At 71.0% G+C, this 24,936-nt stretch carries 18 protein-coding genes and 1 pseudogene; 10 read left to right on the forward strand and 9 right to left on the reverse strand.

Annotated elements, in window-relative coordinates:
* Positions 1-57: 57 nt before the first annotated feature.
* Positions 58-3,834, forward strand: a pseudogene (locus OP04_RS04215) (GH92 family glycosyl hydrolase); the annotation flags it as partial.
* A gap of 55 nt (positions 3,835-3,889) precedes the next feature.
* On the opposite strand, the gene OP04_RS04220 reads toward OP04_RS04215, so the two are convergent.
* Positions 3,890-5,041, reverse strand: a complete 1,152-nt coding sequence (locus OP04_RS04220; protein ID WP_063746536.1) for an FAD-dependent monooxygenase — start codon at positions 5,039-5,041, stop codon at positions 3,890-3,892.
* 59 nt (positions 5,042-5,100) lie between these two features.
* Here OP04_RS04220 and OP04_RS04225 point away from each other — a divergent pair, with 59 nt between their 5' ends.
* Together OP04_RS04225 and OP04_RS04230 are read left to right on the forward strand one after the other, a co-directional pair.
* A complete protein-coding gene (locus OP04_RS04225) occupies positions 5,101-5,643 on the forward strand; it encodes a TetR/AcrR family transcriptional regulator (RefSeq protein ID WP_033338181.1) in 543 nt (180 codons plus the stop codon).
* A 154-nt stretch (positions 5,644-5,797) separates the two neighbouring features.
* A complete protein-coding gene (locus tag OP04_RS04230) occupies positions 5,798-8,020 on the forward strand; it encodes a transglycosylase domain-containing protein (protein ID WP_085066242.1) in 2,223 nt (740 codons plus the stop codon).
* Positions 8,021-8,066: 46 nt separating this feature from the next.
* On the opposite strand, the gene OP04_RS04235 is transcribed toward OP04_RS04230, so the two are convergent.
* The 4 genes from OP04_RS04235 to OP04_RS52935 form a co-directional block, all read right to left on the reverse strand.
* The gene (locus OP04_RS04235; RefSeq protein ID WP_033338182.1) at positions 8,067-9,149 is read right to left on the reverse strand and encodes an NAD(P)-binding domain-containing protein; all 1,083 of its coding nucleotides are present in this window, start codon (positions 9,147-9,149) and stop codon (positions 8,067-8,069) included.
* 305 nt (positions 9,150-9,454) lie between these two features.
* Positions 9,455-10,552, reverse strand: coding sequence for an SMI1/KNR4 family protein (locus tag OP04_RS04240; RefSeq protein WP_198153712.1), 1,098 nt, complete (start codon positions 10,550-10,552; stop codon positions 9,455-9,457).
* Between the two features lie 431 nt (positions 10,553-10,983).
* Positions 10,984-11,400 (reverse strand): hypothetical protein, encoded by a 417-nt coding sequence (locus OP04_RS04245; RefSeq protein WP_051797068.1) that lies wholly within the window; start codon positions 11,398-11,400, stop codon positions 10,984-10,986.
* 346 nt (positions 11,401-11,746) lie between these two features.
* Positions 11,747-11,899, reverse strand: coding sequence for a hypothetical protein (locus tag OP04_RS52935; RefSeq protein ID WP_157239270.1), 153 nt, complete (start codon positions 11,897-11,899; stop codon positions 11,747-11,749).
* Positions 11,900-12,472: 573 nt separating this feature from the next.
* Here OP04_RS52935 and OP04_RS55445 point away from each other — a divergent pair.
* On the forward strand, positions 12,473-13,201 hold the full coding sequence (locus OP04_RS55445) for a GNAT family N-acetyltransferase (protein WP_157239272.1): 729 nt from the start codon (positions 12,473-12,475) through the stop codon (positions 13,199-13,201).
* On the opposite strand, the gene OP04_RS04255 is transcribed toward OP04_RS55445, so the two are convergent.
* The gene (locus OP04_RS04255) at positions 13,171-13,917 is read right to left on the reverse strand and encodes a GntR family transcriptional regulator (RefSeq protein WP_033338388.1); all 747 of its coding nucleotides are present in this window, start codon (positions 13,915-13,917) and stop codon (positions 13,171-13,173) included. The genes OP04_RS55445 and OP04_RS04255 overlap by 31 nt on opposite strands.
* 99 nt (positions 13,918-14,016) lie before the next feature.
* Between OP04_RS04255 and OP04_RS04260 the strand changes: the two genes are divergently transcribed.
* From OP04_RS04260 to OP04_RS04285, 6 genes are all read left to right on the forward strand, one after another.
* Positions 14,017-15,117: an SIS domain-containing protein gene (locus OP04_RS04260; RefSeq protein ID WP_033338183.1), complete on the forward strand. Its 1,101-nt coding sequence runs from the start codon at positions 14,017-14,019 to the stop codon at positions 15,115-15,117.
* 18 nt (positions 15,118-15,135) lie between these two features.
* Positions 15,136-16,059, forward strand: a complete 924-nt coding sequence (locus tag OP04_RS04265; protein WP_033338184.1) for an N-acetylglucosamine kinase — start codon at positions 15,136-15,138, stop codon at positions 16,057-16,059.
* 137 nt (positions 16,060-16,196) lie between these two features.
* Entirely contained in the window at positions 16,197-17,084 is an 888-nt protein-coding gene (locus tag OP04_RS04270) for a DMT family transporter (protein ID WP_033338185.1), read from the forward strand.
* Positions 17,081-18,133 (forward strand): 1-phosphofructokinase family hexose kinase, encoded by a 1,053-nt coding sequence (locus OP04_RS04275; RefSeq protein ID WP_033338186.1) that lies wholly within the window; start codon positions 17,081-17,083, stop codon positions 18,131-18,133. The genes OP04_RS04270 and OP04_RS04275 overlap by 4 nt, the downstream gene beginning before the upstream one ends.
* Positions 18,130-18,951, forward strand: coding sequence for a class II fructose-bisphosphate aldolase (locus OP04_RS04280; RefSeq protein ID WP_051797070.1), 822 nt, complete (start codon positions 18,130-18,132; stop codon positions 18,949-18,951). Before OP04_RS04275 ends, OP04_RS04280 begins: the two co-directional genes overlap by 4 nt.
* 7 nt (positions 18,952-18,958) lie before the next feature.
* On the forward strand, positions 18,959-22,198 hold the full coding sequence (locus tag OP04_RS04285; protein WP_051797071.1) for an NACHT domain-containing protein: 3,240 nt from the start codon (positions 18,959-18,961) through the stop codon (positions 22,196-22,198).
* Between the two features lie 27 nt (positions 22,199-22,225).
* On the opposite strand, the gene OP04_RS04290 is transcribed toward OP04_RS04285, so the two are convergent.
* From OP04_RS04290 to OP04_RS04300, 3 genes are read right to left on the reverse strand one after another with little or no spacing between them, the layout of a single operon-like run.
* On the reverse strand, positions 22,226-22,888 hold the full coding sequence (locus tag OP04_RS04290; protein WP_198153729.1) for a response regulator: 663 nt from the start codon (positions 22,886-22,888) through the stop codon (positions 22,226-22,228).
* A gap of 32 nt (positions 22,889-22,920) precedes the next feature.
* On the reverse strand, positions 22,921-24,036 hold the full coding sequence (locus tag OP04_RS04295; protein ID WP_232323471.1) for a sensor histidine kinase: 1,116 nt from the start codon (positions 24,034-24,036) through the stop codon (positions 22,921-22,923).
* Between the two features lie 5 nt (positions 24,037-24,041).
* On the reverse strand, positions 24,042-24,857 hold the full coding sequence (locus tag OP04_RS04300) for a CPBP family intramembrane glutamic endopeptidase (protein ID WP_085066217.1): 816 nt from the start codon (positions 24,855-24,857) through the stop codon (positions 24,042-24,044).
* Between the last annotated feature and the right edge of the window lie 79 nt (positions 24,858-24,936).

Consider the following 24,936-nt stretch of genomic DNA (forward strand, 5'->3'; position numbering starts at 1 on the left):
AGATCGGTGTCGGGCGATCGAAGATGGCGGGCGGTCGTTCTCCACGATGGAGGTCTGATGCGTCGAACGCCTCTTGCTGCCGTGCTCTCGCTCGCGTTGATCGGAGGCTCGGTGGTGATCAGTGAACCTGCGTCGGCCGCCCCGGCGCCCCGGTTCACCAGCTCGTTCGAGACCGGCGATCCGCCACCGACCTGGGTGGACACCGCGGAGCGCGCGGAGGGCGTGGACGGGACGCTGCAGCCGGGGATCCCGGGTTCGGTCAACAAGCACGTCACCGCGGTCACCGCGAACGGTGAGAACGCGGGCAGTGGCGAGGTCAAGGAGAACCTGCTCGACGCGGACCCGGACACGAAGTGGCTGGTCTTCACCGCGACCGGCTGGGTCGCCTATCAGCTGGACGCGCCGACGACCGTGGTCCGGTACGCGCTGACCGCCGCGAACGACGCGCCGGAGCGCGACCCGCGCGACTGGCGGCTCGAGGGCTCGGCCGACGGCAACGAGTGGACCACCGTGGACACCCGCGCCGGGCAGGCGCTCGGTGCGCGCGGCAACCTCACCACCTACGACGTGGCGACGCCGGGCTCCTACGCGCACTACCGGCTGAACGTCACCGGGAACGGCGGCGTCAACCTGATCCAGATCGCGGACCTGCAGCTCTCCGACGGCAGCACCGTGCCGCCCACGCCGTCGGCGGCGCGCAGCGCGATCGGGCCGGGGCCGTCGAACGCGCCGGCCGCGAAGGCGCGCGTCGGCTACTCGGGCGTGGCCGCGCTGGAGTTCGCCGGACGGCACGCGACGGACGGGCGCGGCTTCACGTACAACAAGATCTACGACGTGAACATCAAGGTCAACCGGGACACGGAGCTGTCCTACCTGGTGTTCCCGGAGTTCAGCCGCGGTGACATGAGCTACCCGGCGACGTACACCTCGGTGGACCTGGCGTTCACGGACGGCACGTTCCTGAGCGGGCTCAAGGCCAAGGACCAGCACGGGACCGTGGTCAGCCCGCAGGCGCAGGGCGCGTCGAAGACGCTCTCCGCGAACCAGTGGAACAAGGTCGTCAGCCGGATCGGCGACGTGGCGCGCGGCAAGACCATCGACCGGGTGCTGGTCGCCTACGACAAGCCCACGGGACCGCAGAGCACGTGGCGGGCCTGGTTCGACGACATCATGCTCGCGGACACGCCGGTCGCACAGGCGGAGAAGAGCCTCGCGGGGTACGTCGAGACGCGTCGCGGCACCCAGTCGAGCAGCAGTTTCTCCCGCGGTAACAACATCCCCGCGGCCGCGGTGCCGCACGGCTTCAACTTCTGGACGCCGGTCACCAACGCGGGCACGCTGAACTGGCTCTACGAGTACAACAAGGCCAACAACGCGCAGAACCTGCCGACGCTGCAGGCGCTGTCGGTCAGCCACGAGCCGAGCCCGTGGATGGCGGACCGGCAGACGTTCCAGTTCATGCCGCAGGACGGCACCGGGGTGCCGAACGCGGACCGGACCGCCCGTGCACTGCCGTTCCACCACGAGAACGAGACGGCGAAGCCGCACTACTACGGCGTCACGTTCGACAGCGGGCTCAAGGCGGAGGTCGCGCCGACGGACCACTCCGCGCTGCTGCGGTTCACGTTCTCCGGGACCGGCGGCAACATCATCTTCGACAACGTGAACGACGACGCCGGCCTGACCGTGGACGCGGCCAACGGCGTCGTCACCGGCTGGACCGACGTGCGCGGCGGCCTTGCCAACGGCGCCACCCGCATGTTCCTGTACGCGACGCTGGACTCCCCGGTCCTGGCCGGCGGCATGCTGCCGCAGGGCAACAGGCCCTCCACCGGGTACGTCACGGTGGCGCGCAAGACCGTCAACCTGCGCGTCTCCACGTCGCTGATCAGCGTGGCCCAGGCCAAGCACAACCTGGACCTGGAGATCGCGGCCGCGGACACGGTCGAGTCGGTCCGCACCCGCGCCGAGACCGCGTGGAACGCGAAGCTGCGCACGGTCGAGGTCGAGGGCGCGAGCCGGGACCAGCTGGTCACGTTGTACTCCAGCCTCTACCGGTTGTTCCTCTACCCGAACTCGGCGCACGAGAACACCGGCACGAACGCGGCGCCGGTCTGGAAGCACACCGTGCAGTCGTCGACCACCACGCCGCCGAGCACGCCCACCGAGACCGGGGCCGAGATCAAACCCGGCAAGGTGTACGTGAACAACGGCTTCTGGGACACCTACCGCACCACCTGGCCGGCCTATGCGCTGCTCACCCCGTCGATGGCGGGCGAGATGGCGGACGGGTTCGTGCAGCAGTACCGGGACGGCGGCTGGATCTCTCGCTGGTCCGCGCCCGGTTATGCGAACCTGATGGTCGGCACCAGCTCGGACGTGGCGTTCGCGGACGCGTACCTGAAGGGGATCAAGGGTTTCGATCCTGAGGTCGCCTACCAGGCCGCGATCAAGAACGCGTCCGTCGCGCCGCCGAACGACAACGTGGGCCGCAAGGGCCTGACCCGGTCGATCTTCAAGGGCTACACGCCGCTCGACGTGACCGGCGAGGCGATGTCCTGGGCGATGGACGGCTACATCAACGACTTCGGCATCGCGAACATGGCGGCTGAACTCGCGAAGGCCGGTGGCCCGAACGCCGCCCGCTACCAGGAGGAGGCGGACTACTACCGCCAGCGGGCGCTGAACTACGTCAACCACTTCGACCCGTCCGTCGAGTTCTTCCAGGGCAAGAACACGGCCGGGCAGTGGCGGTGGACGCCGGAACAGTACGACCCGGAGGTCTGGGGCTACGACTACACCGAGACCAACGGCTGGAACATGGCGTTCCACGCGCCGCAGGACGGCCAGGGCCTGGCCAACCTGTACGGCGGACGCGACGCGCTGGCGCAGAAGCTGGACACGTTCTTCTCCGACCCGGAGGAGGCGCTCAAGCCCGGCTCGTACGGCGGCGTCATCCACGAGATGACCGAGGCCCGGGACGTGCGCATGGGCCAGTACGGGCACAGCAACCAGCCGTCGCACCACATCCCGTGGATGTACGCGTACGCCGGCCAGCCGTACAAGACGCAGGCGCTCACCCGCGAGGCGCTGTCCCGGCTCTACCTCGGCAGCGAGATCGGCCAGGGCTACCCGGGCGACGAGGACAACGGCGAGATGTCCGCCTGGTACGTCTTCGCCTCGCTCGGCATCTACCCGCTGCAGATGGGCAGCGCGAACTACGTGATCGGGTCGCCGCTGTTCACCAAGGCCACGATCAACCTGGAGAACGGCAAGAAGGTCGTCATCAAGGCGCCGGGCAACTCCGCGACCAACGTCTACGTGCAGTCGCTGAAGGTGAACGGCAAGGCCTGGAACAAGTCCTACCTGCCGCACACCACGCTGGCCAACGGCGGCACGCTCGACTTCACCATGGGCGCGAAGCCGTCGGCGTGGGCGACCGGGGACGACGCACTGCCGCCGTCGCTGACCACGGGCACCGCGCCCGCCACGCCGCAGAAGGACGTGGCCGGCACCGTGACCACGGCCGCGCTGGCCGACGACTCGTCCGCCACCTCGGCGAGCGTGACGGCACAGCAGTGGACGCTCCCGGCCGGCGTGCAGGTCAAGCAGTACACGATCACGTCGGCCGCGGCGGCCGGCGCCGACCCGGCCGGGTGGAAGCTGCTCGGCTCGGCGGACGGCACGACCTGGACCGAGCTGGACGCCCGGTCCGGTGAGGCGTTCACCTGGCGGCAGCAGACGCGGCCGTTCACGGTGAAGACGCCGGGCGCGTACAGCCACTACCGGCTGGAGTTCACCGGCCCGGCCACCGTGGCCGAGCTGGAGCTGCTGGGCTGACCGTCGGCCTCCCTCCCGGCGTGACCCGCTCACGCCGGGAGGACCGGTCTCAGTAGTCCTCGATCCGTAGCGCGGTCGCGTTCCGCTCGATGCGGGACCCGATCCGGGACATCAGCGGCGCCATCCGCATGCTCTGGTTGCGCAGCCAGAGCCCGTGGCGGGTGCGCGGGAACAGGAACGACGGCCCGGTGGCCATGGCCTGGTTGTCGCGCACGAAGTCGCGCATCGTCTGCTCGTAGGCACCGGTCAGCTCGCCGCCGGACCGCTTCAGCTCGCCGGCCAGCACATATGCTCCGGTCAGCGCCAGGCTGGTGCCCTGCCCGCTGAGGAACGACGGCGCGTACGCCGCATCCCCGGCGAGCGCCACCCGGCCGGTCGTCCAGGACGGCATCTTGATCTGGCTGACCGTGTCGTAGTAGAGGTCCGGCGCGTCCGCCAGCTTTCCCGGGACCGGACTGTTCACCCCGGCGAACCGCGCGGCCACCCGGTCGCGCAGGTCGTCGGCGGTCCACCCGCGGGCCGGCTGCGGGTCGGTGAACACGAGCAGCGCGTGCACCCAGGGCTGCTCGCGCACCGCGTAGAGCGCGGTGCCGACGCCGGGCGCGTTCTGGAGCACCGCCTCGTGCGACAGCCCGTCCGTGTTCGGCGCCGTGAACCCGGCGAAGCAGTATCCGAGGTAGTGGCTGTAGTCCTGCTCCGGCCCGAACGCCAGCCGGCGCGTCACCGAGTGCTGGCCGTCACAACCCACCACCACGTCGACGGTACGCGGAGCGCCGTGCGTGAACGTCAGGTCGACGCCGCCGGCGGTCTGGTCGAGCGTGCGGATCGAGTCGCCGAACACGTACTCCACCCGGTCCTTGGTCAGCGCGTAGAGCAGGTCGCCCAGCTCGCCGCGTGGCACCTCCACGTCCCGCCGCGCGGTGCCGGCCAGCAGTTGTTCCGTGTCGATCCGGCCCGCGACCCGGCCGTCCGGGGCCAGCATGGTCATCCGCCGCGTCTTGATGTTCGCCTCGCGCAGGGCCGGGCCGAGACCCATCCGCTCGCAGACGTCGATCGCGGAGCCGCGCACGTCGATCGGGTAGCCGCCCTGCCGCACGGTCGGCGCCTTCTCCACGACCGTGACCTCGAATCCGTACCGGTCCAGCCAGTACGCCAGCGCGGGACCGGCGATGCTGGCCCCGGAAATCAGCACTCGTCTCATGACTTTCGATAGTTACTTACCGGCCGGCAGGTAGTCAAGCGTGGGTCTATGATCGTCCGATGCCCCGCCCGAACACCGACACCCGTGAGCAGGCCCTACGGGTCGCGGCGGAGCTGTTCGCCACCCGCGGGTACGAGCAGACCAGCCTCTCCGAGATCTCCGGCCGGCTCGGCATCACCAAGGCCGCGCTCTACTACCACTTCCGCTCCAAGGGCGACCTGCTCAGGAGCCTGGTCGAGCCCTTCGTGCACGACATCGAGGCGCTCTCCGCCAACCTCCCGACGGAGCCGCGCGCCACGCTCGAGGCCTACTTCGACCTCTGCTACCGGCACCGCGCGATGCTGCTCGGCATCGTCCGCGACGTCGCGGTCCTCAACGAGCTGCAGATCGTGGACTGGATCATCACCTGGCGCACCCGGATCGATGCGGCGCTGACCGGGCCAGGCACGTTCGAGCGGGTCCGGGCCGTGGTCGCGCTCGGCGGCCTGCAGGACACGCTGGTGCTGTTCGCGGACGACCCGGACCTCGCCACCACCATCCGGACCGAGGCGGTGGACGCGGCGATGCGCGCGCTCGGCGTACCCGCGAAGGGCTCTGTGTGATCTAGATTTCGCTTTTCGCGGCGAGGATCGGCAACCTGCCGGGCCGCTCCCGCGTCTCCATTGATCAGGCGTCGATAAACGTCCGGCAGACTTCAGCACGTTCATGAACAGCTATTTCGTGCGCGCCATCATTCACGAGGGGACCGTCCCGGCAATGCAGTTCGCATCACCACCGCCGGGTCCGGAGGCATCGACTCCGGGCCGGCGATTCACGTCCAAATCCCGCAAGGTTCTCACGCTGGCGCTGCTCGGGGTGCTGGGCGGCGCGGTGGTCGCGGGCGCCGCGCTCCCGGCGAGCGCGACGGCCGGGGTGGCGGCGAAGCTGGCCAGCGACTCCTTCGACGACCTGCCGGAGGATCTGAAGACGCCGCCGACCGCCCAGACGTCGTACCTGTACGCGAACGACGGCAAGACGGTGATCACCTCGTTCCTGGAGGAGAACCGCACCGACGTCTCCAGCGACGAGATCGCCAAGGTCATGAAGGACGCGATCGTCGCGGCCGAGGACACCCGGTTCTACGTGCACGGCGGCGTGGACATCAAGGGCCTGATCCGCGCGTTCGTGTCGAACACGCAGGGCGGTGAGGTCTCCGGCGCGTCCACGCTCACCATGCAGTACGTGCGCAACGTGCTCAAGAACGACACGAGCGCGACGGAGGAGGAGCGCGACGCCGCGACGGAGCTGAGCACCACCCGCAAGCTCCAGGAGATCAAGTTCGCGATCACGATCGAGGACTCGCTGGAGAAGGACGAGATCCTCCGGCGGTACCTGAACATCGCCTACTTCGGCAACCAGGCCTACGGCGTCTCCGCGGCCGCGAACGCGTACTTCTCCACCACGCCGGACAAGCTCACGCTCAGCCAGGCCGCGATGATCGCCGGCCTGGTCAAGTCGCCGGACGCGTTCGACCCGGTCAACAACGACGAGGACGAGGCCGTCGGTCGCCGCAACTACGTGCTCGACGCCATGGTCGGCACCGGCGCGATCACCCAGGCCGACGCGGACGCGGCCAAGGCCGAGCCGCTCAACCTGAAGCCGACGAAGGCGACCAGTAACTGCGCGGGCTCCTCGCACACCGAGGCCGGCTGGGGCTTCTACTGCGACTACTTCGTCTCCTGGTGGAAGCAGCAGGAGGAGTTCGGCCCGGACGAGAACGCCCGGTACGACGCGCTCAAGAAGGGCGGCTTCCGGATCGTCACCGCGCTGGACGCGACACTGCAGCTCGCGGCCAGCAAGGAAGCCACCAAGATCTACGACTTCGACGACCCGAAGGCGGCGCCGTTCGCCGCGGTCGAGCCGAACACCGGCAAGGTCAAGGCGCTCGCGATCAACCGGCACTTCAGCAACGCGAAGAACCCGACCAGCGGCAACTACCCGAACACGATGAACCAGTTCATCGCGGGCAGCGACGACTCGGCCGGCTACCAGTTCGGCTCCACGTTCAAGATCTTCGTGATGCTGGCCGCGCTGGAGAAGGGCTACGCGCTCGACAAGGGCTTCAACACGAAGAGCAAGCAGAAGACGTCGTTCACGGACGGCAGCTCGGACGGCTGCGGCGGTTACTGGTGCCCGAAGAACGCGAGCGCCAGCTACCAGGACGGCTACCAGAACATGTGGACCGCGTTCGGCAAGTCCTCCAACACGTACTTCGTCAAGCTGGAGGAGACCGTCGGCGTCAAGGCCGCGGTGGACGTGGCGAAACGGCTCGGCATCCAGTTCCGCACCAAGCAGGACGCGGACCTCGCCGCGAAGCCGGACGACTGGGGCTCGTTCACGCTCGGCGTCTCGTCGACCACGCCGCTGGACATGGCGAACGCGTACGCCACGCTCGCCGCGGACGGCAACTACTGCAAGCCCACGCCGGTCGTCTCGATCACGGACACCACCGGCACGTCCAGCGAGGTCGCCGCCAAGGTCGCCCAGCCGGACTGCAAGCAGGTCCTGGACAAGGACGTGGCGCGTGCCGGCCTCGACGCGGCCCGCTGCCCGGTCGGCCAGAGCCCGGCGCACGGCTCGTGCAGCAACGGCACGTCCACCCGGGTCAGCGGCATCGTCGGCCGCCCGGTCGCCGGCAAGACCGGCTCGTCCTCGGACAACGCCACCGAGTCGTTCATCGCCACCACGCCGCAGCTGGCCATCGCCGGCATCGCGGTCAACCCGGACAACCCGAACGACATCGTCGGCGCGGACGTCCAGGACGAGGTCATCGACGCGGTCGCCCGCCTGATGCGGGACTCGCTCAAGGGCCAGCAGGTCAAGAACTTCAACGCACCCAGCGTGAAGATCTCCTTCAAGTCCGGCAACGCGAACAACCCCGAGGTCGCGCCGCCGGACCCGGCATCGTCCCGGACCCCGTCCCCGCCGGCCGGGGACTAGACCTTTCACACAGCAGCGGGGGTACGACGTACCCCCGCTGCTTTTTTCATGAAAGCTCTTTGAGCAGTGCGCCGACGGCGGCGCGACCGGCCCGGTTCGCGCCGACCGTGGACTGCGACGGGCCGAAGCCGATCAGGTGCAGGCGCGGCTCGCCCGCCACCCGCGTGCCGATCATCCGGATGCCGCCCTTGTCATTGCGCAGGTGAAGCGGGTCGAGGTGGGCGAGCGCGGCCTTGAAACCGGTCGCCCACAGGATCGCGTCGACCTCGGTGACCTCGCCGCTCTCCTCGACCACACCGTCCGGGACGATCGCGGTGAACATCGGCCTTCGCTCCAGCGCGCCCCGCTCCTTGGCGGCCAGCGCGTAGGGCGTCCAGATCAGGCCGGTGTAGGAGACCACGCTGCCGGTCGGACGGCCCGCCTCCACGTCCGCGACGACCTTCGCGATCGTCTCGCGGCCCGCGCCCTCCGGCGTGAAATCGTCGTCGCGGAAGACCGGCTCGCGGCGGGTGTACCAGAACGTGGTCGCGACCTGCGAGATCTCCTCCAACTGCTGCACCGCGGAGATCCCGCCCCCGACGACCGCGACCCGCATCCCGGCCAGCTTCTCCTTGGCCACGTAGTCGTGCGTGTGCAGCTGCAGCCCGTCGAACGACTCCTGACCGGGGTAGCGGGGGAGGACCGGGTTCGTCCAGGTGCCGGTGGCGTTGATGATCGCCCGCGTGCGCCAGGTTTCGTCACCGGTCTCGACCACGAACGCGTCCGGCCCGTCGTGGTGTACCTTCGTGACGGTGACCGGCCGCAGGATCGGCAGGCCGGCCTGCCGCTCGAAGTCCGCGAAGTACCGGGGCACGGCCGTCCGGCTCGGCTCGTCCGGATCGATCGGCGGCTTCGCAAACCCCGGCAGATCAAAGATCCCGTTCACCGTCGCCATCCGCAGCGACTCCCACCGATGCTGCCAGGCCCCACCGGCTCTCTCCGCCGCGTCCAGCACGACGAAGGTGCGCTCGTTCTCGCCCTCGCCTCCGGTGAATCCGCGCCTCTTCAGGTGATAGGCGGCCGACAGCCCTGCCTGTCCACCCCCGACAACCACCACCGTGGCCTCGCGCAGATCATCCCCTTGGAGCATGGCCCCGATGCTATGCGGCGCCCCAGCCGCGCCCCCGGTGATCTGCGCCATGACGACCCCGCCCGGAAGGAACTGCCGCCGCCGGACGCGCTCTCGCCGAGCGTGCCTGCCCGCGTTCAGGACCGAGTGTGCCGGACTGACACGATCGCGCGGCTGTTGTGCGCCGGCCGCGACGCCGGTGCGGTGCGCGACGGCGTGCTGCTAGCTTCCTGTGGCACGGGGGCGGGGCGGCGGGTTTGGAGCGCGGGTCCGCGTACCTGCTGGAGATCGTGCTGGACGGGCTGCGCCGCGGCCGGTGGCGGCTGTCACCAGTAGGAGTCGTCGGTCCAGGACTCGAACGTGGCGAACTCCACCGGGTCGTCGTCGCGGTCGAGTGGGACCAGGCCGTCGGTGCTGTACTTGCCGCGCAGCCAGTCCAGGAGGGTGTCGATCAGCCCGGCGGGCAGCGGCGGGCCTTGGTCCGCGTGCCGGGGATAGACGATCAACGGCCAGGCGTCCGGGTCGCCCTCGGCGAGCCAGCCGAACTCGTCACCGTCGATCGAGCAGGCGAACGGCAGGAAGCCGCCCGGCTCGGGCCAGGCCGGCAGCGGATGCTCCTCCGGCCAGTCCGCGCGGCACTGGCGGTAGACGTCCAGCATCTCGGTGACGTCCGCCAGGAAGCCGTCGCGCAACGGAGTCCGAAAGCGCAGCCACTCAGCCCAGATGCCGCCGCCGTAACGGTCCATCAGCGCCACGTACTCGGCCGGGAGCCGGGTGCCCAGCCGGTCGAACAGCGAGTCCCAGTCGCCGCCGCCCAGGTACGGCCGGTCCGGCGGCGGGACCAGCGCGGTAAGCGCGGCCAGGCCGGAGCCCTCGGTCACCGCGGCCCGCCGCTCCTGCGCGATCGTCACCGGCGGTGGCGGCTGCCACGGCCGCGCGTCGGGCAGGAACGCGGTCGGGACCGCCGTCGCCGGGAGCGGGCCGAGCCGGCCACCACCGGGCAGTGGGAGCCCGTCGCCGACGAACGCGGCCAGCGTCTCCGGCAGCGGCGTCTCGTACCGCTGCCAAGGGTTGATCTTCTGGTCAGCCGCGTCGCGGTGAAAGATGACGACCGGCCATCGGTCCGGATCCGGCCCGGAGGTGTCCCAGAACAGCTCGTCCGAGCGGCGCGTGGTGCCCCAGGCGAGCAAGCCGCCGGGCGCCGGGTGGAACGGCGGCGGCTCGTGCGGCGGCGCGTCCCGCGAGGCGATGCGTGTGCTCCGATGCGTGTTGGTGAGCCATCGGCCCCAGTTGAAGTGACTGAAGTCGCCGTCCTGGACGCACGGGACGTGCAACCAGACGTATTCACCGATGTCAAGCGGGCCGTAGGCCGACGCGATCGCCTTGTACGACCCTGGGAGCGTCAGCCCTAGCCATCCCTCCACCGCCGCCCATTCGATGGGCACGGTCCGCCGCGGCGGAGGTCCGAAAGTCTCAGCGAAATCCACGCCCGGGATTGTGCCAGCGGGGTCAGACATTCCCGGGGTAGATCCGGCGCTTACGGCAGCGCCTCCTGCGCACAAGATCACGCGTGCCCATCCGCCCACGAACCGGGTAGGCCGCTACTGTCGGCCCGCAATTCGCCCAGTGATGCTCTCGGCCTCCATCAGGAGCTGCGGCGGGCGTTTCCAGCACCTCAAGACCGTCAATCTGGCGCCGTCCGTGCGCGTCGGGCTGCGTGGAGCGTTACGTGGTGCGGGAGTTGGACCGCTGGCCGGGTGTGTCGACATGCCGGGTGGTGAGTCTGTGGACCTGGCCGGCCTCTGGTATTGCCGATGGCTGCGGCGTCATGGGCAACGCCGCTTGCTCGTATGGCTCACTCGCAGAGCCAGGACAGGCTTGGGGGCAGGCAGTTGCGTGACAGCAGCCTCACGGACCTGCAGATCTGGGCACCATCGCGCTCTTCGGCCGTGACGACGAACAGCCCCCTGGGCCAGTCGTTGTCCTCGTCGACGGGTGGCATTTCGGCGAGCTGCTCGACCTGACCGCGCAGCCATGAGAGCTCACCCTGCCGGATGTCACCGCCATAGAACAGGTACAGCGACCAGTTGAACGGCGCCGACGGAAACGCCCATCCACCCGAGTACAGCTCATGCCGGTTCTGTCCGATGATTCGCTCGGCGGTGACGCGTTGTTCGACATCAATCCCAAGCCAGCTGCGGACATCCCCATGGCCGGCATCGTCATCAGGTGCCCAGCACCCTCTTCTGCCGCGATCTGCGCACGTCGCCATGCGGCTGGCCGTCGCCTGGCGTCAGGTGGACGAGTGGACCATGTCCGCTGACGCCGGGCCACGCCGGCGGAGGGCTGCGGCGCCCATCCCGGGTTGTAGCCGGGCCGGCCGGCGTGGGCGGAGGCCACGGCGGGTTACCGGCCGGACCGCGCGACTCCGCCGATGAGAGCGGCCGTATACGGAAGGTCTCGTATCGCGAATGGTGTGACTTCGGCAAGGGGTCCGCGCGCATTACGGGGCGACGTTGATCGTCGTTTCATGAAATGCTTTCCGGGTGCGGCAGCTACAGTTTTTTACCACGGCCGAGGTGGCCGGGACGAGGGATCGCACCCGGTCACGGAATCATTCACCCGCGCGTGAGGAATTCCGGCGGGTTCACCAGCGGCATCGCGACTGGGGAAAGCGGCACGGTCATATCGATCGCCTCCGCCGGATACGCGGCTGCTCCCATGCCGAGGCGGTAGACGGCGTCCGTCGCGATCCAGCCGTGCCGCGCCACGCGCCGCCTGCCACCGTGGCGGAATCGCCGCGGGAGCCTGCCGCCGCGGACGCGTTACCGCAGGCGGAAGCGGAGGTACGCAGCCGTGATCAGGCTCCGGCTACCGCCGGTCCACCTCCGGCGGGCGCGGATCCGACAGCTGCGGAGGCCCCATCCCGCCACCGGCGAAGCGGGCATGCCAGGCGGCACGGGCACGACATCGGTGCATTCTCCTCATCGGCCGGCAATACGAAGAACGGCTGCCGTCGGCCGTCTCTCCGCTCGATACCGGAGACCGCCCGTCATCGCGATGCCATAACAGCCCGGCCTGCTCGCGGTCCACCATCTCGACCGCCCAATGACAATCCACAAGAATTGGCACACTGTCGCACTTCGAAAAGGCCTGAATTCCGCTACCTCCACGACGCCACTGACGCGCACCGATCAGAAATGGTGAATCCGCCCGGAGATGGCGCTCTTTTGCCGCGGTTCGCGCTCGGTGGCGTCATGGTTCGCGGGTGTCCGCCCCGGCGCGCCGACGGCCCGGTTGGCCCACGCTCGGCCGCGGTGTCGTGGCGGCGTTAGAGTCGCTCGGTGATCAACCGGGACGCGCGGGTGTATTGGGTGAATGCTTCGGCGATGTGGCGGGCGCTGGAGCCGGCGGCGCGGACGGAGAACGGGTGCCTGCGGGTGGATCTGCCGACGGTGACGCGGTTCCTGGTCACGCGGCCGGTGTCGCTGGAGTTCATCGCCGGGATCGTCGCGGGGGCGCCGCGGGACCGGGCGCTGGTGGTCGAGGATCTGATGCATGAGGATGTCGCGCCGGTCGATGACGTGCGGGTGTTCCGGATACCGGTGATGCTGCGGGCGGCGGGGGCCGTTACCCCGCCCACGATCCGGGTCACCGAGGTCACGGACGCCCGCGAGCTGGCGGAGACCGAGCGGCTGATGGTGGAGCAGTTCCCGCTGCGGGCCTATCAGCCGCTGGTGACCGGGAACGGGCTGCCGCCGCGGGTGCTGGACCTCCCGGGCTGGCGGGTGTGGCTGGCACGCGATGATGACGGGACGCCGGCGGCGGCCTGCTTCACCTATGACGACGGCGTGGCGGTCGGGTTCTACTGGGTGGTCACGCATCCGGAGCATCGCGGGCGCGGGCTCGGGCGGGCGGTCATGGAGACCGCGCTCGCGGCGCACCCGGACCGGGTGGCCACGTTGATCGCGACGGAGGACGGGCAGCCGCTCTACGAGAAGCTCGGGTTCCGGACCGTGTCCACGATGACCTGGTACACGCGTCAGTCCGTGATCGACGCGCGGAACGTGTAACGATCGCCGCGGTACGCCTGGATGGTCAGCTCGATCGGCACGGCCTCCTGGTTGAACGTCAGCTGTGTCGCGGCCAGGATCGGCACCGCGCCGGTGATGTCCAGGTGGGCGCGCTCGGTGTCGGTGGCGATGCGCGCCTCGACCGAGTAGTCCGCGTAGTGCGGCTGCTGCGTCGGTGAGGTCTCGCGCAGCACGTCGTAGAGCGAGTGCTCGGTGAAGTCGGTGGTGGCCAGCGCGGGCGCGAGCGCGAGCGGCAGCCGGTTGTGCTCCAGCGCGATGACCAGGTCGTTGAGGTAGCGCAGGCGGCGCATCTCGAACAGGTCCGCGCCCGGCACGGTGTGCAGCAGCTCCGCCTCGCGCACGGTGGCGGGGCGGACGCCGGAGGACAGCACCCGGCTGCGCATGGTCAGGCCGCGCTGCTGTGCCAGATCCGTGAAGCCCATGACCCGGCCGCCGGTGCCCGCGCCGCGCGGTTTCGGGGCGGCGGCGACGGCCCACCCGCGGGCCGGCAGCGAGACCAGCATGCCGCGGTCGCGCAGCTCGCCGAGCGCGGCCCGGATCGTGACGCGGGACGCCTCGTAGCGCTCCGCGAGCTGCCGCTCGGACGGCAGCCGTGCGCCGTCCGCGCCGTTGGCCGCGCGGAGATCCTCCTCGATGCGGTCGGCCAGGCGCAGGTACAGCGGCGACGCCTCCGGGTCGATCAAGGGGTTTCGCATGACCGCCACCGTACCAGCCGGGCACCGGTTGAGACCGTTGACAGACCAGTTGCATACCAGTAGCTTTCCGGAACCAGACCAACCGCGGGAAGGGACCTGATGTTCACCAGGGCCGAGATCGAACAGCAGCCGACCATGTGGCGGGCCACCCGGCAGGTGGTGACCGCGCTGCGCACCGAGACCGACCGGCTCCTCGCCACCGCCCTGCACGACCCGCGCACACGCATCGTGCTGACCGGCGCCGGCACGTCCGCCTACGTCGGCGAGCTGCTCGCGCCGGAGCTGACCCGGCTGCTCAAGCGCCCGGTCGACGCGATCGCCACCACCGACCTGGTCACCGACCCGCTGGCCGTGGCCGTGGACGACCGGCCGGTGCTGCTGGTCTCGTTCGCGCGCAGCGGCAACAGCCCGGAGTCCAGCGCGGCGTGCCGGCTGATCGACCAGGTCGCGGCCGCGTCGTACCACCTGGTCATCACGTGCAACGCGGACGGCGACCTGGCCCGCGACTACCGGGACGCGGAGAACGCGGTCGTGGTCGCGCTGCCGCCGGAGACGAACGACCGCAGCTTCGCGATGACGTCGTCGTTCACCAGCATGACGCTGGCCGCGTGGCTGTCGCTGGCCGGTGACACCGACGTCGACGCGCTCGCCGCGGCCGGCGAAGGGGTGCTCCGGCAGGCGGGCGTGATCGAGGACGCGGTGCGTGCGCTGGACCCGGACCGGATTGTCTACCTGGGCTCGGGCGGGCTCAAGGGGCTGGCGCACGAGGGCGCGCTCAAGTGCCTCGAGTTGACGGCCGGTGACGTGTTCGCGATGGGCGAGTCGTCGCTCGGGTTCCGGCACGGGCCGAAGGCGGCGCTCACCACCCGTACCCTCGCGGTCGTTTTTGTGTCCGGAGATCCCTATCGGCGCGCCTATGACCTGGACATCGCGCGCGAGCTGGCCGGCTCGCTGGGCGCGGAGCGGGTCGTGGTGGTCGCGGACGCATCGTACGGCGTGGAGGCCGTGCACTGGCCGGTCGCGCGCACGCCCGGCACGCCGGACGCGCTCTGGGGCATCGCCGCGGTCGTGGCCGCGCAGCTGGTGGCGCTCACCGCGTCGCTGGCCGGCGGGCACACGCCGGACAACCCGTTCCCCGGTGGCGAGGTCAACCGGGTCGTGCAGGGCGTGGTCATCCACCCGTTCGCCTCGATGCAGTGAGCCCAGGGAGAGCCTGACATGTTCCTCGGAGTCGACGGCGGCGGCACCAAGACCGCCTACTGCCTGATCGACGCGGACGGCGCCGTGGTCGCGGAGGCGCGGACCGCGAGCATCTACTACCTGATGAGCGATATCGGGATCGTGGCGCCGCTGCTCACGGACGGTGTCGGCCAGGTGTGCGCGACAGCGGGCATCGAGCCCGCGGACATCACGCACGCGTTCTTCGGCATCCCCTGTTACGGGGAGGTGAGCAAGGACGTGCCGGTGCTCGACGAGATCCCTCGCAAGATCCTCGGCACCGGGCGGTACGCCTGCGGCAACGACATGATCTGCGGCTGGGCGGGATCGCTCGGGGGCCGGGACGGGATCAACGTGGTGGCCGGGACCGGGTCGATCGCGTACGGGGAGCACGGCGACCGTGCGATCCGGACCGGCGGCTGGGGGGAGCTGTTCGGCGACGAGGGGTCCGGTTACTGGACGGCCGTGCAGGGTCTCAACGCGTTCAGCCGGATGAGCGACGGGCGGCTGCCGCGCGGGCCGCTGGTGGACGTGCTGCGCCGGGTGATGGGGCTGGACGACGATCTGGACGCGGTCGACGTCGTGCTCAACCGGTGGCAGGGGGATCGGGCGCGGATCGCGGCGCTCAGCACGGCGGTCAGCGAGGCGGCGGCCGCGGGGGACACGGTGTGCGCGTCGATCCTGGCCGGCGCCGGGCGGGAGCTGGCGGCGCTGGTGGATGCGGCGGCCGGGGCGCTCGCATTTCCGGCGGGGGAGCCGGTGCCGGTGTCGTACTCGGGCGGGATGTTCACGTCCGAGCTGCTGCTGGCGGCGTTCCGGGACGCGTTGGGTGACCGATTCGACCTGCGCGTGCCGTTGTTGCCACCGGACCGGGGCGCGGCGGTCTACGCGGCGCGGTTGGCGGGGCATCGGATTCCGCTCTAGGAACGGGCGGGCAGCGCTTTCCGCGTCTCGCGGGGCAGCGGTTGCGGCTCCCGCACGTCGCCGGGCATGGCTCTCGCACCGAGCAAGGCATTACTTCTCGCACCGCACCGGGCACCGTCTTAAGGAAGGACACCGCCATGCGTCGTACCGGATGGATTCCCTACGCAGGCCTGCTCGTCCTCTTCTGGGGCGTGTGGGGCGCCTTCTCCAGCCTCCCCACCAGCGAGTACGGCTATCCCGACGGGATGGTCTACATCATCTGGTCGATCACGATGATCATCCCGGCCGTGGCGGCGCTGCGCGGCAACACGTTCGACCGCCGCCCGATCGCCGCGTTCTACGGGCTCCTCGTCGGCCTCACCGGCGCGGGCGGTCAGCTGCTGCTGTTCAAAGCGCTCACCATGGGCCCGGCCTACATCATCTTCCCGATCATCGCGCTCTCCCCGGCCATCACGGTCATCATGGCGCTGGTCGCGCTCAAGGAGCGTCTCACCCGCCTCGCGCTGATCGGCGTGGTCCTGGCGCTGGTCGCGATCGTGCTGTTCTCCGTCGCGCCCGGCGACTTCGCCACCGGCCCGTACCTGCTGCTCGCGGTCCTGATCTGCATCGCCTGGGGTGTCCAGGCGTACTACATGCGCAAGGCCGCGACCGCGGGCGTCAACGACGCCACCACGTTCAGCTGGATGACGATCAGCGGCCTGGTCCTCATCCCGGTCGCGATCCTGATGACCGGCGGCGTGCCTGTCGACTTCCCCTGGCAGGCGCCCACGCTCGCGGCCGTCACCCAGCTGCTCAACGCGGTCGGCGCGCTGTTCCTGGTGATGGCGATGAGCCGCGGCAAGGCGTCCGTGGTCGCGCCGATCACGAACGCGCTGGCCCCGGTGCTCACCATCGCGCTCTCGCTCGCGGTCTACCAGACCGTCCCGTCCGTCTACCAGACCGCCGGGATCGTGCTCGCGCTGGCCGGCTCCACGCTCATGGTCTACACGACCGAGAAGAACGCCGAGCAGCTGGTCCAAGCATGACCCGGGTCCTCACGGTCACGCTGAACCCGGCGCTGGACGTCACCTACGAGGTATCGGCGCTGCTGGTCGGCCGCAGCGTCCGGGTGCGCGAGGTCCGGTCCCGGGCCGGCGGCAAGGGCGTCAACGTGGCGAGCGTGGTGCGCGCGCTCGGCGGCGAGGGCGTGGTGCTGGCGCCGTCCGCGCTCACCACCCCGGACCCGTTCCGTGACGGATTGGACGCGCTCGGCCTGCCCCATCGACTCGTGCCCGCGTTCGAGAGCGTGCGGCAGACCGTGGCCGTGGTCGGCGCGGACGGCGCGACGACGATCCTGCTGGAACCGGGAAGAACAGCCATCGAGGGTACGGAGGAGGCGCTCGTCTCCGCGGTGGCGTCCGAACTGGACGGTGCCGACGCGCTGGTGGTGTCCGGCAGCCTCCCGCCGGGACTGCCGCCCGCGCTCCCGTCGCGGCTGGCGGCGCTGGCGGGAGCGCACGGGGTGCCTGTGATCGTGGACGTGTCCGGTCCCGCGCTGCGTGCGGCGGCGGGGTCGGGCGCGGTGCTGACACCGAACATCGACGAGCTCTCCGAGCTGGTCGGGACGCACGTCGGCGTGGACGACGTGACCGTGCATGCCCGCCGTCTCGTTGACGCGGGGGCGGCCGCGGTCATCGTGACGCTGGGGGAGAAGGGCGCGCTCGCGGTCACGCCGACGGGGGTGTGGCGCGCGCACGCGGCCACGTTCGTGGACGGCAACCCGACCGGCGCCGGTGATGCCGCCGCCGCGGCGCTGGCGATGCACCTGGCCCGCGGCACCGCCGCCGGCCGACCGGTATCCCCAGCCACCGACCGGCCCGGGGCGGCCGCCGGCACCCCCGACTCGGGCGTCGCATCAGACGGGCCCGCAGAGGCGGACGGCCGCTCTGCCACGCCCGCCGTCGACTGGCCCGCGGCCCTGGCCGACGCCGTCGCCACCTCCGCCGCCTGTGTCCTGCGACCCGTCGCCGGCGAGATAGACCCGCAAGCCCGCGCCCGCTGGCGCGACACCATCACCGTGGAGGAACTGACGTGACGACCATTCGCGACCTGCGAGGCACCGGCCGCGGCATCGGCGCGTTCAACGCGATCCTGCTGGAGCACGCCGAGGCGATCGTGGCCGGCGCCGAGGACGCCGGACTGCCGGTGATCCTGCAGATATCGCAGAACGCGGTGAAGTACCACGGCTCGCTGGCCCCGTTCGCCGCCGCCTGCCAGGCGCTCGCCGCGCAGGCGAGCGTGCCGGTCATCGTGCACCTGGACCACGCGGAGGACGAGGCGCTGATCGACCAGGCGCTCGCGCTCGGCGTCCGTTCGGTCATGTTCGACGCGGCCACGCTGCCCTACGAGGAGAACCTCGCCCGCACCCGCGCGGTCGTGGACCGCTGCCACGCGGTCGGCGCCTGGGTCGAGGCCGAGCTGGGCGAGGTCGGCGGCAAGGACGGCGCGCACGCGCCCGGCGTCCGCACGGATCCGGACGAGGCCGCCGCGTTCGTGAAGGCCACCGGCGTGGACGCGCTCGCGGTCGCGGTCGGCTCGTCGCACGCCATGCACAGCCGCGACGCGGTCCTGGACGACGACCTGATCGCGCGGCTGGCCGCGGCCGTACCCGTGCCGCTGGTGCTGCACGGCTCGTCCGGCGTGCCGGACGACGGCCTTCAGCGGGCGGTCGCGCACGGCATCGTCAAGGTCAACGTGGGTACGCTGCTGAACCGTGTGCTCACCGCCGCGGTCCGCGAGATCTTGACCGATCGTGCCGACCTGACCGACCCGCGCAAGTACCTGGCGCCCGGCCGCGACGCGATCCGTGCCGCGGTGACGCACACGCTGAGGCTTTTGCACCAGCCTGCATAGTGGAGCAATGCCCCGAGGCCTGACCTACTCCGACGCCGTCACGATCCTGGGCGGTTCCGGCCCGCTCGTCACCATCGCGGACAACGTGCTCGGCGGCGCGCTCAGCGTCGCCACCGCCGGTGGCAGCGAGGTCGCGCTCAGCTTCTTCGACGCGAAGAACGAGGTCATCCGCCTCGGCCACCTGGTCACGTCCCGGATCTCCGAGAACCTGCACGGCCTCGGCCGCTACGACCGCAGCCGTCGCCTCCAGGCCGCGCACAGCGTGCTGGTGGTCTCGGCCTGCTTCCACGCGCTCGACGACTGCCTGACCGCATCCGGCGTCGGCGACGCAGGCTTCTCCCGCGACGACCAGATCACGCTGGCGCTGCGTGCTCCCGCGTCCGGCGGCTGGCTGCCGCGGCTGTTCGCCGCCGAGATCCCGTCCCCGAGCGCGGACCGGAGCCACGACCGCCTGCTGGTCGCGCTGCACGCGTGGTGCGTGGCGCTGGTCCCGCGACTGATCGCGCACCTCGAGGGCCTCGCGGTCTGGGAGGCCGCGGACGACCGCGCACGGCGCGCGTTCCTCTCCCGCATTCAAGATCAACTGCCGGATCAGACCATGCGGGGGTACGAGGAGAGCCTGCGCCGCCTCGCGGCCGAGGTGCCCGAGGCCGATCTGTGGCTTCGTGGCCTGTCGGAGCGGGCCGGCGCGCGCGGGCTGGAGTCGCTGGAGGCGCTGCTGCTCCGGACCACCTCGCACCGCGACCCGCGCCGCCAGCGCAAGCAACTGGCGACGGCGTACCGCGCGGATCTCGATCGTCCGATTCTCGGCGGCGACGCCGGCGAGCTGGTCATGCCGTCGCTCGCGGCGGCGTACATCGACCCGCGGTTCCGGGCGCGGGTCGCCGGTCCGGGCGCGCGGCCGGCGGACGAGAGCTGGTGGGCCGCGACGCCGCGTGACGACCGGACCGGGCGGTCACGCAACGACCGCGCAGCACCACCCCGCGACGGTGCTGCCATCCTGCCGGGCGCTGCGCGCTCTGCGCAGTCGAGTGGCGGCGACGCCGCGGTGCCGGACGCCGGCCGTTCAGTGATGCCGAGTGACGACCAGGCCGCGTCGTCCCAGAACGACCGGCCGGCGTTGCCCGGCCACGATCAGGCCGGGCCGCGGCGTGACAACCGGACCGCCTCGCACATCGACGACCGGCACGCGCCGGCACGCGACGACCTGGCCGCGTTCCTCGCCACGCACCTGACCACGCCGCAGGCCGCGGACGCGCCGCTGATCCTGCTCGGTCAGCCCGGCGCCGGGAAGTCCTCGCTCACCCGCATCCTCGCCGCACGCCTGCCCGCCGCCGACTTCCTCGTGGTCCGCGTGACGCTGCGCGACGTCCCGGCCGACGCGGAGATCCAGGACCAGATCGAGTACGCGCTGCGCGCCACCATCGGCGAGACCGTCTCCTGGCCCGAACTCGCGGGCGACGCGGACGGGGCCATGCCGGTCGTGCTGCTCGACGGCCTCGACGAACTGCTGCAGGCCACCGGCGTGCACCGCTCCGACTACCTGACCAGGGCCGCCGAGTTCCAGCGGCGCGAGGCCGTGCTCGGCCGCCCGGTCGCGATCGTGGTCACCAGCCGCGTCGCGGTCGCGGACCGGGCCCGCGTCCCGGCCGACAGCCTCGCCGTGCGCCTCGAACCGTTCGACGACGCACAGGTCGCGCGCTGGCTCGGCCTGTGGAACACGGCCAACGCCGCGGCCCTGCCCGCCCCGCTCTCCCCGGAGATCGCCGGCCGCTTCCCGGACCTGGCCGCCCAGCCGTTGCTGCTGCTCATGCTCGCGCTCTACGACGCGAGCAGCCCGGCCGGCGGACTCCGCCGCGACGACGCCGACTTCGACACCGGGCAGCTCTACGAGCAGCTGCTGCGCGAGTTCGCCGCCCGCGAGGTCGGGCGGCTGCACCGGATCGCGCCGCCGGACGTACCCCTGGATCTGATCGAAGCGGAGCTGCTGCGCCTGTCCGTGGTCGGGTTCGCCATGTTCCACCGCCTGCGCCTGTGGGTGACCACCGCCGAGCTGGACGCGGACCTGGCCGGCCTCGGCCTCACCCCGGCCGTCCCCGGCCCCGCCACCGCGTTCCGTGCGCCGGTCACGGCCGGCCAGGAGATGATCGGCCGATTCTTCTTCATCCAGCGCGCCCAGGCGATCCAGGACGGACAGACCCTTCAGACGTACGAGTTCCTCCACGCCACCTTCGGCGAATACCTGGTGGCCCGGCTCGTCGTCGACGCGGTCCGGGACGCGGCGGCCCGCTCCCGCGCCCGCACGCTGCACCTCGGCCGCCCCGACGACGACGAACTACTGCAGTCGCTGCTCGGCTACACATCGCTGAGCGCCCGCGCGACCGTCATGCCGTTCGTGACCGCGATGCTGTCCCGCGCCGAGCCCGCGCTGCTGCGCGAGTGGCTCATCGACCGGCTCCGGACCGCCGTCACCCGGCCGCGGTACTCCGAACGCCGCTACGCCCCGATCGACAAGCGCATCGACTACTGGATGCTCACCTACTCCTTCAACCTGCTGCTGCTCACGCTCGCCTGCGGCGCACCGGTCCGCGCGTCCGAGCTGTTCCGTCATGCGGCGGACCCCGCCGGTTGGCTGCGCGACATGGGCCTGCAGTGGCGGGCCGCGATCCCCGGCGGCATCATGCTGGACACGCTGGAGACCATGACGATCACGCGTACCTGGACCGCGGACCGGCGCCGCGACATCGCCGTCTCCGCGGGCGCGGCTCCGGCCGTACCCGCGAGATTGGATCCTTTGTGGTCGTTGAGAGCCATCGAGGATCCGGACGCGGCCGTGATCGTCAACCACCTGCCGCTGGCCCCCGCGCTGGTCTCCATGAACCTGACCGGCGCGTTCAGCGACGACATGCTGCGCCACGCCGTCGAGCCGCTCCTCGAGCTCGCCCCCGAGACCGTCGAGCGTTTCGTCCTGCACGCGTCCGGCGCCGCCGAATCCGTGGCCCACAGCCTGCTGCGCCTCCTGCTCGCCTCCGCCTCCTCCGCCGAGCCGGACGCGCTGCTGGAGGCCTACGACCGCGCCCTGACCGCGATCTCCACCTCCCGCCGGGTCTTCCCGCGCACCACCTCCGATTCCGCCACCCGGATCACCCAGCTGTTCCGCCACCTCCTCGACTCCGACCGCGCCCGGCTCCCGGCAGCGGACGTGGAGCGCCTCATCCGCGCTCTCGACATCACGGACCGAGGGTGAGAAAACGGATGGCGGGTGCGCCGGCGGTTAGGTGACCAGGCCGTTGCGGTAGGCGTAGACGACCGCTTGTACCCGGTCTCTCAACCCGAGCTTCGTCAGGATGCGCGAGACGAACGTCTTGACGGTCTCCGGGCTGATCGTCAGCGCGGCCGCGATCTCGCTGTTCGAGCGGCCGTCCGCGAGCAGCCGCAACACCTCCAGCTCGCGCGGCGTCAGCGGGCCGCCGGGCGGGGGAGCCTCCTCGGCGGGCCGGATGCGGGACGCGTAGCGCCCCACCAGGCTGCGCGTCACCTCCGGGTCGAGCAGGGACGCGCCGATCGCGACGGTCCTGATGCCGTGCAGCAGCTGGGCGGGCGGCGCGTCCTTCAGCAGGAAGCCGCTCGCGCCGGCGCGCAACGCCTCGTACACGTACTCATCAAGGTTGAAGGTCGTCACCACCAGCACCTTGACCGGATCCGTCACGCCGGCGCCCGCGATCCGCCGCGTCGCCTCGATGCCGTCCAGGCGGGGCATCCGAACGTCCATGACCACCACGTCCGGGCGCAGCTTCGCGGCCAGCGCGACCACGCTCTCGCCGTCGCCGCACTCGCCGACGACCGACAGGTCCGGTTGCGCGTCGATGATCGTCACCATGCCCATCCGGACCAGCATCTGATCGTCCGCGACCAGCACCCGGATCTGCCCGATCACGCCGGAATCTGCGCTCATGCCGGAATCTGCGCTCATGCCGGGATCTCTGCCGTGACGACGAAGCCGTGACCATCGGGGCCGGCCGCGAACGTGCCGCCCAGCGTCTCGACCCGTTCGCGCAGCCCGGCCAGCCCGCGCCCGGACCCGCCCGCACCAGACGACACCGACGTCCCCACCGTCTCCACCCGCACCGTGATCCTCTTCTCCCGGTAGACCACCCGCACCACCGTCGGCCGGCCGTGCGCGTACTTCAGCGCGTTCGTCAGCGCCTCCTGCACCACCCGGTACGTGACGAATTCTCCGCTGCCGGCCGCGGCCGTCCGCGTACCCTCCTCGGTGAACTCGATCGGTTGACCCGCGTCCCTGGTCTGCGCGACCAGCGTGTCCAGCGCGCCGATCGTCGGCTCCCGGCCGGCGGCATCGTGATCCGGGTTCAAAAGGTCGAGCAGATGCCGCAGGTCGGTGATCGCCTGGCGGCCGGTGCCGGTGACCGCGTCGAGCGTGCTGCCGAGGCGCGCCGGGTCGGCGGCGAGGTAGCGGGCGGCCTCGGCCTGGTAGACCATCGCCGTCACGTGGTGGGTGACGATGTCGTGCAGCTCCCGGGCGATGCGGGTCCGTTCGGTCGTCCGCACCGACTCCGCCGCCCGCAGCCGTCGTTCCGCCTCCAGCGCCCGCGCCGCCCGCAGTCGTGACCCGACGATCCAGGCCGCGGCCAGCAGCAGGTAGGTGAGCAGCCACCCGCCGGGAGAGTCCGCCTCTCGGGCTATTACCGCCAGGCCGATGAAACAGGCCGTGAGCAGCGCCTTCAGCAGCCATCGGCGACGGCGGCCGACGTGGAGGCCCGCGCTGACCAGTCCCAGCAGGAGGGCGGTCCCTCCCAGGGTGTGGTACGCCAGGGCCTGATCGAGGCCGAACCCCAGCGCCGTCACCAGGATGCTCGCCGCCGGCCACCGCCGCCGGGTCGCCAGCGGCAGGCACTCCAGCAGTACCACGACCAGTGCCCACTCGTCGAACGGCCGCGTCGGCAGCTCGCCGAGCCGGGTCCCGGACGTGCCGAGGGCCGGCAGGCACAGCACCAGCAGCAGGATCGTCGCGGACGCGTCCATGACGTTCCGGCTCCGTGCACGCCTGAGCAGGGCACTGATCACGCCGGTCACGATAGAGCCCGGCCGCGACGCATCCGTCCGGTGGCCGCAGCGAACCAGATCAACACCAGCGCGGGTACGGTGATGACGCCCAACGTGACCATGCTGGCCTCGGGCCCGCCGGCCCCGCCGGTGAGCAGGTCAGACCCGGTCAGCACCGTGTTGTAGAGCGAGAAGTCCGGCAGCGGACTGTCCGCCGTGACGATCCCGAACACGGCCGACTCCGCGAAGTTGAGCCCCAGGTGCAGCCCGATCGGCAGCCACAGCGACCCGGTGGCCAGATAGGCGCCGCCGAGCAGCAACCCCGCACAGATCGTGATCGACAGCGCGCCGACCAGATCGGTCCCGTGGTTGAGCAGGTGCGGCAGCCCGAACAGCGGCGCCGACACCGCGAGCGCCGCCCACCCGCCGAACCGCTCCGCCACCATCCGCAGCAGCACCCCTCGGAACAGCACCTCCTCGATGACGGCCACGTTGACCATCAGCCCGGTCATGGCGGCCAGCCCGATCCAGGAGTTGAACGTCATCGACCCGATGCCGCCGAGCAGGTCGATGACCAGCATCACCAGCCCGAACAGGACCGCGCCCGCGAGCGTGCCCGGCACCACCCACCACGGCCTGGCCAGCTCGGTGGCCTCGCGCTTCTCGATGCCGCGGGTGGCATACCGGTAGGCGAGCAGCGCCAGCACCGCCGCGACCAGGCTCGCCGCCAGCAGCCACACCGGATTCTCCAGCCGGATCGTGCTGACCGCTTGGGCCGCAACGAGTATGACCACCCCCGCGACCACCATGAGCCCGAACCGCATCCACCAGTGGCGTGCCATGACCGCACTTCCTTCGCTCCGTGTGCCCTGCTGACCCCCAGAACGCTATGGATCCGCCCCCGCCCCTTCGTCCCCACTT

This window comes from Catenuloplanes japonicus (assembly GCF_000717135.1).
Lineage (GTDB): Bacteria > Actinomycetota > Actinomycetes > Mycobacteriales > Micromonosporaceae > Catenuloplanes > Catenuloplanes japonicus.